This is a genomic window from Microcystis sp. M_QC_C_20170808_M3Col (assembly GCF_007095505.1).
GTDB lineage: Bacteria > Cyanobacteriota > Cyanobacteriia > Cyanobacteriales > Microcystaceae > Microcystis.
This window is the reverse complement of sequence record NZ_SFBY01000022.1, coordinates 1-14,775: the sequence shown is the minus strand read 5'-3', so window position 1 is coordinate 14,775 and position 14,775 is coordinate 1. Positions and strand designations below refer to the sequence as shown.

Annotated in this window: 14 protein-coding genes; 1 reads left to right on the top strand and 13 read right to left on the bottom strand. The window is 40.8% G+C overall.

The features are described 5' to 3' along the window. Positions 1-155 precede the first annotated feature (155 nt). Positions 156-293 (bottom strand): hypothetical protein, encoded by a 138-nt coding sequence (locus EWV84_RS01185; RefSeq protein ID WP_287075879.1) that lies wholly within the window; start codon positions 291-293, stop codon positions 156-158. Between the two features lie 82 nt (positions 294-375). Continuing rightward, positions 376-1,206: a metal ABC transporter permease gene (locus EWV84_RS01180; protein WP_287075877.1), complete on the bottom strand. Its 831-nt coding sequence runs from the start codon at positions 1,204-1,206 to the stop codon at positions 376-378. Positions 1,207-1,231: 25 nt separating this feature from the next. On the opposite strand from EWV84_RS01180, the gene EWV84_RS01175 reads away from it, so the two are divergent. Then, a complete protein-coding gene (locus EWV84_RS01175; RefSeq protein ID WP_287075875.1) occupies positions 1,232-1,357 on the top strand; it encodes a hypothetical protein in 126 nt (41 codons plus the stop codon). Between the two features lie 93 nt (positions 1,358-1,450). Here the strand turns inward: EWV84_RS01175 and trxB are convergent, their stop codons facing one another. The 11 genes from trxB to EWV84_RS01120 form a co-directional block, all read right to left on the bottom strand. Further along, the gene (trxB, locus tag EWV84_RS01170) at positions 1,451-2,809 is read right to left on the bottom strand and encodes a thioredoxin-disulfide reductase (RefSeq protein ID WP_287075873.1); all 1,359 of its coding nucleotides are present in this window, start codon (positions 2,807-2,809) and stop codon (positions 1,451-1,453) included. 287 nt (positions 2,810-3,096) lie between these two features. Continuing rightward, positions 3,097-3,642, bottom strand: coding sequence for a PIN domain-containing protein (locus EWV84_RS01165; RefSeq protein WP_287075871.1), 546 nt, complete (start codon positions 3,640-3,642; stop codon positions 3,097-3,099). A gap of 23 nt (positions 3,643-3,665) precedes the next feature. Beyond that, entirely contained in the window at positions 3,666-4,874 is a 1,209-nt protein-coding gene (locus EWV84_RS01160) for an XRE family transcriptional regulator (RefSeq protein WP_287075868.1), read from the bottom strand. A 31-nt stretch (positions 4,875-4,905) separates the two neighbouring features. Further along, the gene (locus EWV84_RS01155) at positions 4,906-6,468 is read right to left on the bottom strand and encodes a GmrSD restriction endonuclease domain-containing protein (RefSeq protein ID WP_287075866.1); all 1,563 of its coding nucleotides are present in this window, start codon (positions 6,466-6,468) and stop codon (positions 4,906-4,908) included. A 299-nt stretch (positions 6,469-6,767) separates the two neighbouring features. Beyond that, entirely contained in the window at positions 6,768-6,980 is a 213-nt protein-coding gene (locus EWV84_RS01150) for a hypothetical protein (protein WP_261779574.1), read from the bottom strand. 110 nt (positions 6,981-7,090) lie between these two features. Continuing rightward, entirely contained in the window at positions 7,091-7,861 is a 771-nt protein-coding gene (locus EWV84_RS01145; protein ID WP_287075864.1) for an HAD family hydrolase, read from the bottom strand. 710 nt (positions 7,862-8,571) lie between these two features. Beyond that, complete coding sequence (locus EWV84_RS01140) at positions 8,572-9,570, bottom strand: type II restriction endonuclease (protein ID WP_287718331.1); 999 nt, start codon at positions 9,568-9,570, stop codon at positions 8,572-8,574. Beyond that, entirely contained in the window at positions 9,543-10,955 is a 1,413-nt protein-coding gene (locus EWV84_RS01135; RefSeq protein ID WP_271971159.1) for a DNA methyltransferase, read from the bottom strand. Before EWV84_RS01135 ends, EWV84_RS01140 begins: the two co-directional genes overlap by 28 nt. A gap of 130 nt (positions 10,956-11,085) precedes the next feature. Then, positions 11,086-12,168: an ATP-dependent 6-phosphofructokinase gene (locus EWV84_RS01130; protein ID WP_286824505.1), complete on the bottom strand. Its 1,083-nt coding sequence runs from the start codon at positions 12,166-12,168 to the stop codon at positions 11,086-11,088. Between the two features lie 252 nt (positions 12,169-12,420). Continuing rightward, entirely contained in the window at positions 12,421-13,863 is a 1,443-nt protein-coding gene (gene gltX / locus EWV84_RS01125; RefSeq protein WP_287075859.1) for a glutamate--tRNA ligase, read from the bottom strand. Positions 13,864-14,040: 177 nt separating this feature from the next. Then, on the bottom strand, positions 14,041-14,517 hold the full coding sequence (locus EWV84_RS01120; RefSeq protein ID WP_287075857.1) for an NAD(P)H-quinone oxidoreductase subunit N: 477 nt from the start codon (positions 14,515-14,517) through the stop codon (positions 14,041-14,043). Between the last annotated feature and the right edge of the window lie 258 nt (positions 14,518-14,775).

Here is a 14,775-nt window from a genome sequence, read left to right as displayed (position 1 = left end):
GGGTTTCGTTCAGAAAAGACTTCAAATTCGGCCTTGAACGAGTAAAACTTTCTAGGAAATAAGGTGGAACATGAGATTTTTTCGACTTGTTCAAAGTGGCCGGAGGGCATTCGGACACTGAAAACGGACGGGTCGAAAGTGTCAGACTTAAGCAATTAAGCGTTTTTCGGTGAAGCGTCAACCCCATTCAGCGACCACCCTAAAAAAGTGGCGTGGTGAGAAATCGCCGTCCGTTTTACGGCGGCGAGGATGTCAAAATTGGCAAGACTATCCCATTGGCCTCTAGAGAACAACTAATGTGGGGCAATGTGGGGGTGAATTGCCTTCCCCCTCCCCCAGATAACTTTTTCTGATCACCATAACTAGGTGAGAGACTTAAAGATGAGATATTTTTCTGGTGATAGTGAGCATCAAAGGTTTCCAAGCAAGACTGATTAAATAACCCAATCCTGCCACTAAAATAATTGTCGCCCCTGAGGTGAGATTTAAACTATAGGATAACCACAAACCCACTAAAGTAAAGACAATTCCTAAAATAATCGCTAGGATCATCATTCCCTTCATATTTTTAACAAATTGTCCACTGATAGCGGCGGGAATAGTTAGTAAAGCAATTACCATAATTAATCCTACCACCTGCATTACTGCGACAATAGTTAAAGCGGTTATTCCCATTAAACCTAAATAAATTATCTCCACGGGAATATTGCGAATAATCGCAAAGGTTTCATCAAAAGATATGGCTAACAACTCTTTATAAAAGATACTAACTAAGGTTATAATTAATATGTCTATGCCCGCCATTATCCATAAATCATCCCTCGGTACAGTTAAAATACTACCGAAAAGATAACTCATTAAATCAGCTTTATAACCGGGGGTTAAATCAATAAAAATTACCCCAATCGCCATACCAATCGCCCACATCACCCCGATTAAAGTATCAGATCTCTCCCGGATGCGACGCTGTAAAAAACCCATGCCTAACGCCGAAAAAAAGGTAAAAAATATCGCCCCCACCAGGGGATTAATCCCAAAAAAATAACCGATTCCTATGCCTCCATAGGCAGCGTGAGCGATTCCACCACTGATAAAAACCACGCGATTAACTACTACCAAAGTACCAACAATCCCACAGGCAATACTAACTAATATTCCTGCGGCGATGGCATGGCGCATAAAATCAAATTGTAAGACCTCTAGCATAGGGTGTTGGGAAGTGGGAAGTGGGGTGTGGGGTGTGGGGTGTGGGGTGTGGGGTGTGGGGTGTGGGGAAGTGAGGAATTATGAATTAGGGAGTGGGAAGTGGGGAAGTGGGGAAGTGGAGCATTTGGATGAAATTTCCCTATCACCCTAAAACCCTATCACCCTATCTCCTAACTCCTATCTCCTAACTCCTGACTCCTGACTCCTGACTCCTGAATCCTGACTCCTGACTCCTGATAACTGATTATTGATAACTCTCAATTACTTGACGAAATTCGCTTTTTTGTTTGACTCCGCGCATTTCTTTTACTAATTCCCGCTCCTTAAAGAATTGTACCGTGGGAGTCCCGGTTACTTGACCCATTTTGGCAATTTCTGGGTCAGCTTCGATGTCAATTTCCACAAAATAAATTTTGCCATCGTACTCATCGACCACTTTATCTAAAATCGGTTTCAGGGTTTTACAGGGGCCACAGGTGGGAGAAACATATTTTACCATTAACAAGCGATCGCCATCGTGGAATAATTTCCGCAAAGCATAACCCCCAACGTGACGGGTTTTGTTAATATCAAAAGTTTCCTCCGTATCGGCCGGGGTTTCGCTAACAGTTTTCGTCTCGTAATGTTCAGAAGTGGCTGATTGACGGTATTCTTGGATTAAATTATGCTCCGATAACCATCTTTCTGCCAATAACGCCGCCATACACCCCGTACCTGCGGCAGTGATTGCCTGACGGTATTCGTGGTCCTGCACATCTCCTGCGGCAAAAACCCCCTCGACGCTGGTAGCAACAGTCCCCGGTTTGACTTTCACATAACCCACCTCGTCTAATTCTAGTTGTCCTTGGAATAGGGAAGTATTGGGAGTGTGACCGACGGCATAAAATAACCCTCTAACGGCTAATTCGCTGATTTCTCCCGTTTGCGAGTTTTTAATGCGTAATCCTGCCATTTTACTGCCTGTACCGAACACATCCACCGCTTGGGTATGAAAATGAACGGTAACTTTCGGATTATTTAACACCCGGTCTTGCATTGCTTTCGAGGCGCGCATCGCTTCCCCGCGTACCAATAAATGGACGTGAGAGCCGTATTTAGTTAAATATACGGCTTCTTCTGCCGCCGAGTCACCGCCACCAATCACAGCGAGGTTTTCCTCTCTAAATATCGGTGTAGCACCGTCACAGATAGCACAAGCGGAAATCCCGTTACTCCAGAATTGGGCCTCGCTGGGTAATCCTAAGCGTTTGGCAGTGGCTCCCGTGGCAATAATAATACTATTGGCCTTAACTTCCCGGTCGGTGGAACGAATGGTAAAAGGACGCTGACTTAAATCCACCGAGATAACATCTTCGGTATAACATTCCGTCCCCCATCTTTCGGCCTGTTCTTTCATTCTTTCCATGAGCTTCGGACCGGTGATTCCTTCGGGAAAACCGGGGAAATTTTCTACTTCTGTGGTGGTCATCAATTGTCCCCCCGGAATGCCTCCCGCTTGGAAACCCTCAAACATCAAGGGTTTTAAGTTCGCACGCGCCGCATAAATCGCCGCCGTATATCCCGCGGGTCCCGAACCAATAATGACTAAATTCTCGACAGTCATAACCGTAAATGCAACTCATAACGACTACGCTTTTTAGTATAGCAGATAATGTCGGGCGGGTTAGACGACGATAAGTTAGATAACCAGAGTTCGGGATAAGCAACAACCCTGATTCTCCTCTAGAAGTCATGGCAAAATTTCCTTAACCCGAACTGACACCAGGATAGAGGGGGGAAGGTGATCTCCCACGAGCTATCGATTACCGACATTTAAAGCACGAGAGAGTGATAAAATCGAGTTTTTTGGGAAAATTATCGAAAAATTTGACGAGTTATACCAGTATTTTTCTAATTCTGGGTAATGCTCGCCCACCAATTCGCCAGAGGATGTTCTCGCGGGGGTGAATATCGTCCTTTGACTCGAACCGATTTGAGAACGTTTTTCAAATCTTGATCGCTAATCTTCTTTTTTTCCGCCCAATATTGCAGAATTTCAGGAGTCGAGAGGATTTCTAGGTTTGGTTTTTCCCGTCGAAATAAGTTCGTTGCCTGTTTGTCATCCGTCGCAATTGCCCAGCCTCTGGAAATAGCGATCGCTCCGCTTGCCGACTCTCCATCATCTTTTAAAATAGCGACATAATTGACAAAAAGATCAGTTTCTGATTCGGATTCAAAATCAACAATTTGGATGATTTCGTTATTAACCGATTTATCTAGCTGGAGTCTGTCACTTTCTTCAAAGCGATCGAAGTTAATCAATTCCTCTTCCCAAACTGTTTGCGCGATCATAATTTGAATGGGAATAGCCGTAATGATTTTTAAAAAACAACCAGAAGCTATCAGATTAAAAACACAACAGGCATCGAAAACAATAGGGGAGGATCGCTTCAGCATAAGGTTAATAGCCTCTCCCCCACTTATTTGATTTTAGTTAAATCAATATCTCTGTAGTCTTCGGTTAATTCCTGTGATGGTTCACGCAATATCTCGGCGAGCCGACGAGCTTCTAGGCGATCAACACCTAAAAAATGAGCGAAAGCACCTTCAGTAATTAGTTCTCGATTGTAAGCCTCGATCGCTAAACGTTGATAATGAGTAGGAGTTAAATCGTAGGATTTATTAGGATTATTTTCTAAGCCTAGTTCCTGTTGCGCTTTTCGGATTTTAAATCCACTATCTTTTAATCTGTTATAAGTACCCGATGGCAGCAATTGCATTTCTTCCAATCGATAGCATAGTGCTTGTACCGAAACACCGTAGTAATGAGCTAAGTGAATTAAATCGGTAGGAGTAAATTTACTTTGCGATCGTTTAATGTCATTATAACGTTTCAGTAAGCTACTGGTGGGCATGAGAAAATATTTCGGAAAAGCTTCCGCCAATTGTTCACTTTTAGGCATTCTTTGATATTCATCGAGATAATCGATCACGGGATGATAACGATGGGCTAAAAAATGGAGATAACCGTGGGCTAATGACCACAGTTGACGTTCTTGCGGATGATTGGCATTAATCGCCATACAAGCTCCTACGGTTTCATTATAGCTATACATTTCGGAGCATTTCGATTGGGAAGGCATGGGCAGATAAAAAATTCTGATTCCTACTTCTTGTTCTAAAATCTCTCGTAATAGCGGAATAGGTTTATCTCCTAAACCTATTCGTTGTCTTTCCGCATTGGCGATACTTTCGGCGATAATATTAATGGGAAAAGTATCATCTAGATGATATTCGGGGGGATAGTTACGGGGTAAAGGAGACTTCATTAGTTCTTCTAATTCAAGGTAATTTTGACAGAATTCTTGGAAGCGCAAGATCACAGACTGTACTTCCGTTTTTTCCGCTTCACCTTGACGAGAAGCGGAACGAAATTGTACCTCGAAAGATTCAATCGGAGGGGTTAAGACAAGAAAATCACTAACACTTTTACCGTAAGCGCGAGCGAGTTTTACTAATTCTGAGGATTTGAGACGGCGCTCCCCTTTTTCAATCGCGACTAGGGTTGTCCGCGCCACCTCGATAATTTTTGCCGCCGCTTCTTGCGTCATGCTGCGCTGTTCTCGCGCTTGTTTGAGTCGTTTTCCTAAGTCGTAGAGATTGATGTGATCGAGGATATTATTCGTCATGATTGTAATTCTCGATTTTCGTTAAATAAAGTTAGTTTTTATAGCCTGTATTACAATAAGGATGGGTAACTTGTCCATTATCTACATTTGCCGAACCTCCATCTCGTTTGCGTTTTTTATGATCGATGGAAATAGAGTTACAGTGAATCAGTCCGTTGCAAATTTGACAACGCGGAGCTTTTGAAAATGTTTCCAAAATAAAAATTTCACTCTTTTGGTCTTGACTAAAATTTTGTGATACTGCTGATGTTGAAGTTGGCAAATCATGGCGATATTCGATTTTTAAGTAATCAAAATTATTATTTTTTACAATATCTTCTAGAATAAAATTTATTTCTTTATTACTCTTTAAACCTTCAACAATTTTAAACCAAAACTCAGCAATAGGTCTATAGCTTTTTTGAACAGAGCGATATTTGCTCATGATTGAGGGAACCAAGTAATTATGCTCAAATAAAAATTGCTCAAATTTTGCTCGGATATCTATGAAGTCATTTAAATGCTTTGTTTCTACTAGCTTGATAACAAAATAAACAGTTGCGAGAAAAGAAACCGTACGGTATCTTCCGGATCGAGAATAACAATACAGTAACGGATGCAAGCCAAGAGACGAAGCATGATTACTATTAAACCGTTTAGCAACTTTTTTAGCTTGTTTCAAAAAATTTATCGTTGTTTCTCCTGTTTCATCATTCTCAATATTTGGATTTTCATCTTCAACATGATTGGCAATATTAACAAAAGTGAGAATCATGGATAAGGTTTCATTAGAGTATAGCTTTCCGCACAATGGCAAATCTAAAGTTTTAATAGGAGTTTGTAGAGGTGGTTGAAATAGTATATTGTTAATCTCTTTAGCCAGTTCTTCTACTTGACACTGCTTTTCCTCAGAAAATCTTGACCAATATTTATGTCCCGTTCCACTATTTATAATTGCTCGTGTTGCAATACTATTTGGGTTTCTTCTGGATCTCAACAGCTTAATTTCAGTTGTATCAAGCGGAGTAGATTGTTGATTGATTTTAAAAAAGGAATCTTCAGCTTTTTCTGAATTTCCTTCAACCCATTGAAGCTGAATGGCTAATACTCCTAGCTCTCTAGCATTATTGACAATATCATTCCTAACTTTATCTGGCTTTTCTAAAGCTAGTTTGAAGTTCTGATACGATCCAACTTTTTTATCGATCAGTTTTCTGGTTCTATCGGCTATATTTAATTGTTCATCAGGAACAATACCATTATAAAAAAGCTTTGATATTACACCGTCTCCGTAGCCATCATTTACCCACGCTATCAATGAACTTAATCGATGACTGCCATCTATAACAAAAATTAATCCACTTTCACTACGCCATAAAATAATAGCTGGGATCAAATCACCTTCTACGAAACTTTTAATAAACTGACATACTCGTTCTTGATCCCATTCATTCGTCTCTCTTTGAAAGTCGGGCTTACGAACAACGGGAAAAAAAAATGAATCAGGTGTAATATCCCTAATAGCGATAGACTCTATTTTCTTAATTGCTTTAGTGCTGGCTCTGATTTCAAAGTCTTCTCGCGGAATTAAAGCATCCAGATTAACTGTAACCATAAGTCTGTCGTGCGGGTAGAGAAAGGTAATAATGTCGTATAGGCGATCTCTTAATATATTAACTCTTTTATGCTGACATTGTTAGAAATTTACGGGGTTTTTGCAGGGTGAGAGCATCTCAAAAGCTATTGACAATTGGCCAATTTTGTGATCTGCATGAGCATTTCAGGTGATACCAGTCAATCAGAATAGTTACGAAATCTTAACATTTGGTCGATTTTTGCTTAACAATTGAGATGGCAAATTCTCCTCAAATATTCCTGAATCGTGGGTAAACAACTCACATAAAGTTCATTTTGTCAAGGATTGTTAAGATGCGCTTGCCCTGGCAACTGAATTTTCCCCGGTAGAGGTTCCTGGCGGGAGTTATGGGGATATTGGTCATCGATTAAATCCTCTAAAGTTTTGGCAATAAGTTCAACAAAGCTATTTTTGTGAACTTTTGCCAGTTTTTTGAAAGAGCGCTCGAAGTTGTCAGAAGATTCAATCGAGAAGGGAATTGAGCCAGTCATGCACCTATGACCATTGTAGAAGAAATTGACAATTAGTACAAGTGTATGAAGAAAGCTTAACAATGCTCATGGGGTAATGGGGGAAGTTTTAATATTTGTCGTCACTCACTCTACCAGTGGGTAAAGTCTGCCGCAAATTGAGATAGGGATAACAGCTTAATACGGGTATCTTGAGCGACTTTTTGGCGCATTTGAGCGGTATTATATCCCCAATCGGCTAAATATAAGCCCACATCGTTTAAATCTGCTTGTTGTTGCACTAATTCCAAAGCATCGAGACGATCCTCGACAAACCACAAATTAGCGGGAGATTCTGGTAAATCAGCCAGTATTTGCTGAATAGTCAGGTATTTCGGCTGTTTAATCTCTTTGCCGATTAATCTCGCTTCGGGAAAATTAATTGCTACTTTTTGTAACAATTGCTTGACAAAACGACTTTCTTTTGTAGTGATGATATAAACCAAAAAATCCGAGTCTAAAAGAGAGGCCAGGCGATCGATTGCGGGTTGATAAAATTGATGTAAGGCTAACCAAGACTCTAGATCCGACTCAATCCATCGATCCCTAAGACCATCGAGAGCATTTGAGAGAACTTTTTTCGCTATTTTCTCCCTTTCTAGCAGATTTTGCCGAATTGACGGCCAATTATTTAAAGCTTCCTCGTCGGGAATACCGAGAACGAGCGATCGCAACAGTAAGGGCATTTCCCAACCGGTTTCGATAACGGGACGAAGTTGCGAAAACCTAGGGAAAAAATCCTCGGGAATTATTTCCGGCCAAAGGGTTTCATAGGTGCGTTTGCTAATCTGAAAATACTCGATCATGCCATCACAAAGAACACCATCAAAATCGAGTGCTAGAATGCGGGGGGATTGATTCATAAATGCTGGTTTAATCTAAATAATGGCAGTATAGCGCAGGGAAAATTAAAAAATTGTCCAAGACATCACGCTATTAGCTATTCTTTGCTTCACCGTTGACATAACATAGCTGTCTGATGATTTCTGTAACAGAATTTTTCAATCCCTCTACATGAATCCAGCCTACATAGGGTTTGCGGCAAAAAGTTTTTCTTGGGGGTAGGGTGTGGGGTGTGGGGTGTGGGGTTTTACCCATTTTCAGGGGGTCAATTACCTAATTTTCAGGGAAAAAGTGCCTCAATTTCCCCCCCGAACACTCCAATGGCTGGCACTTTTTGATTGACAAAAAGTCTAAAAGTCTTACCCAACAAGGTTTTTAGATTTTTTCAGCAAACCCTAAATAATCAGTCTTTGATAACCGGATTTAGTATAAGATATAAATCTTCTTTTGTGAGATGGTTAAAACTTAGACTAAAAACAACTTTTGGAACTGTAAAAATTTGGCATTCATCCCTTGATTCAGCAAGGCCTTTTGATTACAGCAATTACCAGTCAAGGAATATAGCTTATGGTTCAAAGTTTTAGGCATCGATCGAGATTGTTGATTTCTAACAATCTTTCTGCTACATTAAATGAACTATTAATCATTTAGGTTTACTGGCGAAATTGCCGAAAAATAATTATCAGAGTTTATCTTTATTTGAGGGGTAGTTTTGTAGATGTTAACTAGGTTAAAGATGGCATAGCCAACGCATAATTGAAACCAGGTGATTATCATTGGTTAAGTTACCGGCATTGGTGAGTTTTTTCGTCTCTAATTGCTGATAAATTTCCCTAGCCATTTTTGGTTCAATAGCAGCGCCGATAAAAAAAGTATAAGGATGCTTAGAGATTTTTCTAAAAGCATCATCAATTCTCTGCAAAGCAGTACGAGCAGTTTTCCAATGTTCATCTGCTCCTGCGGGATCAATCCCACCTTTTAATTCTCCCAAAGCAATGTATAAATCAGGAGATTGTAAGGTTTGTTTTTTGATTTTTTGATTAGCTAATTGCGTCGAATCACATTTTAAAAGGCACAAATCAATATTGTTGTTATTAACAAGGGGAACATTGACATTATAAATTATTGTTCTTGGTTGGCTGTTATTTAACCAGCTAACACCTCTAACCAAGATTTCTAGATTAGGTGTCATTTCTTCAGCTTCTCTCCATTGATTATTACTAGAATTGAGCCAATCATAAGCAATCCCTGCTACTCTTAAAGTTGCTAATAGAGAACGAGTAAATTTACTTTGAGCTAAGGAGCCACCTGCATTTCTCATGATTCCTCCTAAAGTGTCACCCCGAATCAATAGAAATCTATAGACTAACTCCTCGACAAAATTAGTCCCCGCAGGTTCCAGAAAATTGACAATTAATTCTTGAATTGCTTCTACCTTGTCTTGGGGATGTAAATAATTTTTAGCTTTATCAGAAATTCCCGATGCAGTTAATAAAGCCGCTTGAATATCTGGGATGTTTAGTAACTCTCTAGGATTGTTTACGGTTTGGGCAATAATTTTTAAGGTTCTTGCTTCTGCAATTAAAGGAGTAGCTCTCTGATTTTTTTCTAAGGCTAGAGCAATAAATCCTGAACGGATAGCTTCATAGGTAGTCTCCAAATCACAACTTTGGTTTAAATGCAAGAGATAGGGTTTTTCCATTAAGGCTTTCTCCACACATAAATACATTTTCTTAAAGATTCTCTACCATGACATCCCATTTGCTGACTACTATTACCTTTTCCATTGGGAACTACTAAAATATTTTCTACTTTAAATCCAATTTCTTCAGCAATTTTTGACAAAATTAAATCTACAGAAATACTAGCTCCCGCATAACGAACGTTATCATTAATCATACAGAAAATACCAGAGGATTTCATAACCCGAAAGCATTCATAAATTAGACAAGACATTTCCAGAAAATACCCCCTGATCATCCGAGGAATACCATGGTTATTTAAGGCCTTGCTTGATTTTAATTCCTCTAAATAATCCAGGACACTTTCTAATAATTTTTGACGATCAGTTATGGCAATGGCTGGCGACCATTGTTCATTTATTTTTAGTAACTCTTTGGGTTTATTTTCAACAGTGCAACTAAGCATTTGTTGACGTAATTGTTTTAATTGTAGTTGATCTATTCCCAATAGAGCCAATTCCAAAGCGTAGATACGAGTATAATCATAGCGATTACAATAAGGAGGAGAAGTAATAATAGAATCGTATTTTTCTGAGGAAATCTCTGGCAAAATCTCAAGACAAGAACCTTGATATAGTTGAATTTTTCCCTGAGGATAATCTCTAGAAAAAAGTTCCAATTGTTGCTGACTAGGCTCTAAATCTGCGAGAATTTCTCTTAACTTGCTATGGAGGGCAATTTTAAAGTCTAAAATTTCCCCTTTGTCAAATATATTTTTGCCCTGTTGTCTCCCAGAACGATAATCCCAACGCAGGTATTGACCATCTTTTCTAGTATAGCTAATTGATTCGAGAATAGAAAGTAAGGCAAATTTTAAGATCCCTTGCACTCGCTCATTCTCTTGGGCAATCAACCCTAAGTAACTTTCTATACAAGCCTGATTTTCTTGGGGATATGCTCCTTGAGTAATTGGTAATTCTAATAACTTAACTTTGTAATCTACCTGTTGCCAAAGGCTATGGTTAGACCAATACTCTAGACGATATATATCATCACTATTTAAGCCATTCTCTAAAATTTGTCTAGTAATAATTAATTCCTGTCCAATCGGCAATAGTTCTATTCCATCTGCTGATAAACCCCTGGCCGCCGCCGCAAATAAAGTTGTTCCGCTGCCGGCGAAAGGGTCTAGTATTTTTCCTTGTTTGATACCATATTTTTCTAGAAGATAAACTATCAGATCAACGGAAAAACCCTCTTTATATTTATACCAGCGATAAACCGGTTGATTTTTATTACCTTGAAAACTCACTAGGGTACGAGATAATTGCTCAGAATCAAGTAATTTGTTTTGAAAATAATTAAATAATTCTCGATCGAGATTGTTGATTTCTAACAATCTTTCTGCTACATTAACTGAACTATTAATCATTTAGGTTTACTGGCGAAATTGCCGAAAAATAATTATCAGAGTTTATCTTTATTTGACTTGTAATTTTAATCAGTGGGGAAAGGGCGATACTTAAGGATTAATTCTCGCACCGATTCCCCTAGATTTAATCTCAATCCCCTAGACAAATACCCAAACCCCTGGCGGTTTTGACTAAAGTTTCTTCGGGATCGACGACGCGATAGGTTTTAATCGCCTCCTCAATGGGAACACTGACCACTTGCCGATTTTGCCAGGCCACCATGCGATCGAATTCTTCCCGGGCAATCAGATCCACGGCCGCAACGCCAAAAGCCGCCCCCAGTAAGCGATCCATTGGAGAAGGAATACCCCCCCGTTGAATGTGGCCCAGGAAAGTCACTCTCGTTTCGGCCCCGGTTTCCCTGGCAACTTCTTCGGCTAAATAGCGACCGATACCCCCGAGACGATCTTCCCCTAGGGCTTTCTTTTGTGATAGGCGATCGCCGGTTTCCGTACGCACAGCCTCGGAGACAATAATCAGAGAAAACTGTTTATCCATACGCTGCCGTTGCCGGATCTTCTCGCAGATATTCTCTAATCGGTAGGGAATTTCGGGAATGAGAATGATATCGGCCCCCCCCGCAATACCGGCAGCCAGGGCGATATGGCCGGCATCTCTACCCATAACTTCTAGAATCATCACCCGGTTATGACTAGCGGCGGTAAAATGGAGGCGATCGAGGGCTTCTGTGGCGATATTAGTAGCTGTATCGAAGCCGATGGAGACTTCTGTAGCTCCCACATCATTATCGATGGTTTTGGGGATACCAATCAGATTAATGCCTCCCTGTTGGGCAATACGGCGCAAAATCGCCAGACTACCATCGCCACCGATGCCGATCAGGGCATCCAGTCCCAGACTATGATAGCCGTCAATGATTTCCTGAGAGCGATCGATCAGGGTTCCATCCGGCATCGGGAAAGCGAAGGGATCCCCCTTATTGGTAGTACCGAGAATTGTTCCTCCCATCACCAACAGGCGATCGACTCCTTCAATATCAAAGATAGTGGTTTTTGGGGGACGGTTAATTAATCCGTTAGTTGCTTCTCGAATACCCACCACTTCCCAGCCATAATTGCCACTGGCATGGTGGACAACGGCACGAATGGCGGCATTTAAACCCGCACAGTCACCACCACTGGTGAGCAGTCCAATTCGTTTTTTTTCACCCATAGGTTTTTGTTAGGAGATTAACAAATCTATATTTAGGGAAAAGTTGCAGATAATGCCTGAAAATTAAGAAAGTTTCTAGATCGTCCCTGACAGCTAGGGGAAAAATCCGCTCCCATCCCCTCAGTAATCGATCACGAGCAGGGTATGCAGGGCGACACGGATTCCCATTATACTAGAAAGTATATAGCAATCTTAGGGCATTTGTCAACCCTAATGTACGATAAATTTTCTGATAACTGATAGCCGATCAATTTAACTATTTACTGCTTGCTGAAGACGGGATATATCCCAACCTTTTTGATTGAGAAGTAGCCAAGACTGCATTAAATCTGGACCGTGTAACTCCCCCATCAAAGCGGCGCGCAGAGACTTCATCACTAGACCTTTTTTAACCCGATGGGCTTTAGTTGTTGTCTCAACAATCCCCTTAGCAACTTCTCCAGTCAAATCGGGAGTAATAGCGGCGAGAATATCCTTGATAATATCCTTAACTCCCTCTAATTGTAATTGACTTAAAGCCTCCTGATTATAATTAGCCAGAGGAGTTAAAAGTAGGCGACTTTCGGCGACAGCATCGCTTAAACGAGTTAAACTCGGACCGATGAGAGTAGCCAATCCGATCAACCAAGCTCGATCGGTTTCAGCATCAAAATTATACCCTGCTTCTTGCCAGTAGGGGAGAAGTAAAGGCACTAATTCCTCACCGCTTAAACGATGGAGATATTGACTATTAATCCAATCCAATTTAGTCCAGTCAAATTTTGCCCCCGCTTTATTTACCCGTTCTAAACTAAACACTTCAGCGGCCGTTTCAAGGGTAAAAATTTCTTCAGTGGAATCGGGAGGAGTCCAACCGAGGAGAGTCATGTAATTAACCAAAGCTTGCGGCAGAAAACCCAGTTTTCGGAAATCCTCGATCGAAGTGACTCCATCCCGTTTAGATAACTTACGACCCTCCTGATTTAAGATCAAAGGAGTGTGGGCAAACTCCGGCACTTTTGCCCCTAAAGCTTCGTATAAAAGAATTTGTTTAGCCGTATTAGCGATGTGATCTTCCCCACGAATAACATGGGTAATTTCCATATCGATATCATCAACAACTACCGCTAAATTATAGAGAGGCTGACCAAAGTTTTCCTCGGCATTTTCGCTGGTACGAGCGATCACCATATCTCCCCCTAAATCACTACCTTTCCAGATAACTTTTTCCCGGATTAAATCCTGCCAAATAATTTCTCGATCGTCATCAATAATAAAACGAATTACTGCTTTTCTTCCCCCTTGCTCGAATTGAGCTTGTTGTTCGGGGGTGAGATAACGATGACGATTATCGTAACGGGGGGCAAGATTGCGGGCTTTTTGTTCTTCCCGCATTTTTTCCAATTCTTCCGGGGTACAATAACAACGATAGGCTAAACCTCGATCGAGCAGGGTTTGAATGGCTTGACGATAATAATTAAGGCGTTGAGTTTGAAAAAAAGGACCTTCATCCCAATTCAGTCCTAACCATTGTAGGCCCGCTTGAATATTTTCCGTATATTCTGGTCGAGAACGTTCTAAATCTGTATCTTCCACGCGCAAGATAAATTTCCCCCGGTGATGATGGGCAAAAAGCCAGTTAAACACGGCTGTGCGCGCTGTTCCAATATGTAAATTTCCCGTGGGACTGGGGGCAATACGAACTCTTACTGTCACGATCTAACTCCTAGGTTTTTTGCGGCAACGATATCCCATGTTATTGCAAATTCACCTAGGCCAACTCGCGAAATTAAGAAAATTAAATGAATAGCTACCAAAGGGTGAGGGAGTCTCCCTCTCCGGGGAGAGGGTTTGAGGGGGAGATATTTCAATAACCGTGTTATTTCGCTAATTCTAGGCAGCGATTAAAGATTTGCTCAAAGGTTGCCAACGAAAATATCTTTCCCCACCCAATTCGAGGACAAATTTTAACCGGGGTTCCTGTTGACTAAGATTAATTAAGTATTGTTTTTCTTCCGAGGACAAAACAAAACTTTCAATAATCCAAATCACTAAACCTTTAGATTTGGGGGGTAAATTTTCCAATTGATAGGTAGCAATGGGAGGAATAAAATAAACCGGTCCCACGGCTGCTTCCTGACCAATATTTTTTTTACCTAAATGGGGGGGACGGACTCCATGAATGCTGGTAAGATAGGCACTTAAATCGCCTAGACCTCTAGCGGTGATATGCAGGACATTGTAACCAGTGGCCCGTAAACGTCTTTGATAGCGTCCCTCGTAACCCCCTTCTAAGGGTGCGTAAACCCCTAAAGCACCGTATTGTTCCAGATCGCGAATAAATGGTTTTCCCGTGGTCAGTAGTGCCATAGCTAGTAAAAAAATCTTTTTCCCTATAATCGCACGTTTTGTTAAGTTGTGCGTCAGCTGAACAAAGAAAGACTTAAGATCAAAGATAGAGAGAGACAATCGCTACTCTCCCAAGGAGGTAATATGTTTCACGATCTCCTTTATCGAAAATTTGGGTTAAAACCCCGTCCTTTGAGGACGGCTTTAAGCTAAAATGGAAAAAGCGATAACCAAGCTAAAAACTGAACCTTGACCACAGATAGTAGGGGGTTTCGTTCA

Excerpts from the sequence above, each read along its gene's own strand:
- EWV84_RS01180 (WP_287075877.1), bottom strand. The coding sequence starts at position 1,206 with ATGCTAGAGGTCTTACAATTTGATTTTATGCGCCATGCCATCGCCGCA.
- trxB (WP_287075873.1), bottom strand. The coding sequence starts at position 2,809 with ATGACTGTCGAGAATTTAGTCATTATTGGTTCGGGACCCGCGGGATAT.
- EWV84_RS01165 (WP_287075871.1), bottom strand. The coding sequence starts at position 3,642 with ATGCTGAAGCGATCCTCCCCTATTGTTTTCGATGCCTGTTGTGTTTTT.
- EWV84_RS01160 (WP_287075868.1), bottom strand. The coding sequence starts at position 4,874 with ATGACGAATAATATCCTCGATCACATCAATCTCTACGACTTAGGAAAA.
- EWV84_RS01155 (WP_287075866.1), bottom strand. The coding sequence starts at position 6,468 with ATGGTTACAGTTAATCTGGATGCTTTAATTCCGCGAGAAGACTTTGAA.
- EWV84_RS01150 (WP_261779574.1), bottom strand. The coding sequence starts at position 6,980 with ATGACTGGCTCAATTCCCTTCTCGATTGAATCTTCTGACAACTTCGAG.
- EWV84_RS01145 (WP_287075864.1), bottom strand. The coding sequence starts at position 7,861 with ATGAATCAATCCCCCCGCATTCTAGCACTCGATTTTGATGGTGTTCTT.
- EWV84_RS01140 (WP_287718331.1), bottom strand. The coding sequence starts at position 9,570 with ATGTATTTATGTGTGGAGAAAGCCTTAATGGAAAAACCCTATCTCTTG.
- EWV84_RS01135 (WP_271971159.1), bottom strand. The coding sequence starts at position 10,955 with ATGATTAATAGTTCAGTTAATGTAGCAGAAAGATTGTTAGAAATCAAC.
- EWV84_RS01130 (WP_286824505.1), bottom strand. The coding sequence starts at position 12,168 with ATGGGTGAAAAAAAACGAATTGGACTGCTCACCAGTGGTGGTGACTGT.
- EWV84_RS01120 (WP_287075857.1), bottom strand. The coding sequence starts at position 14,517 with ATGGCACTACTGACCACGGGAAAACCATTTATTCGCGATCTGGAACAA.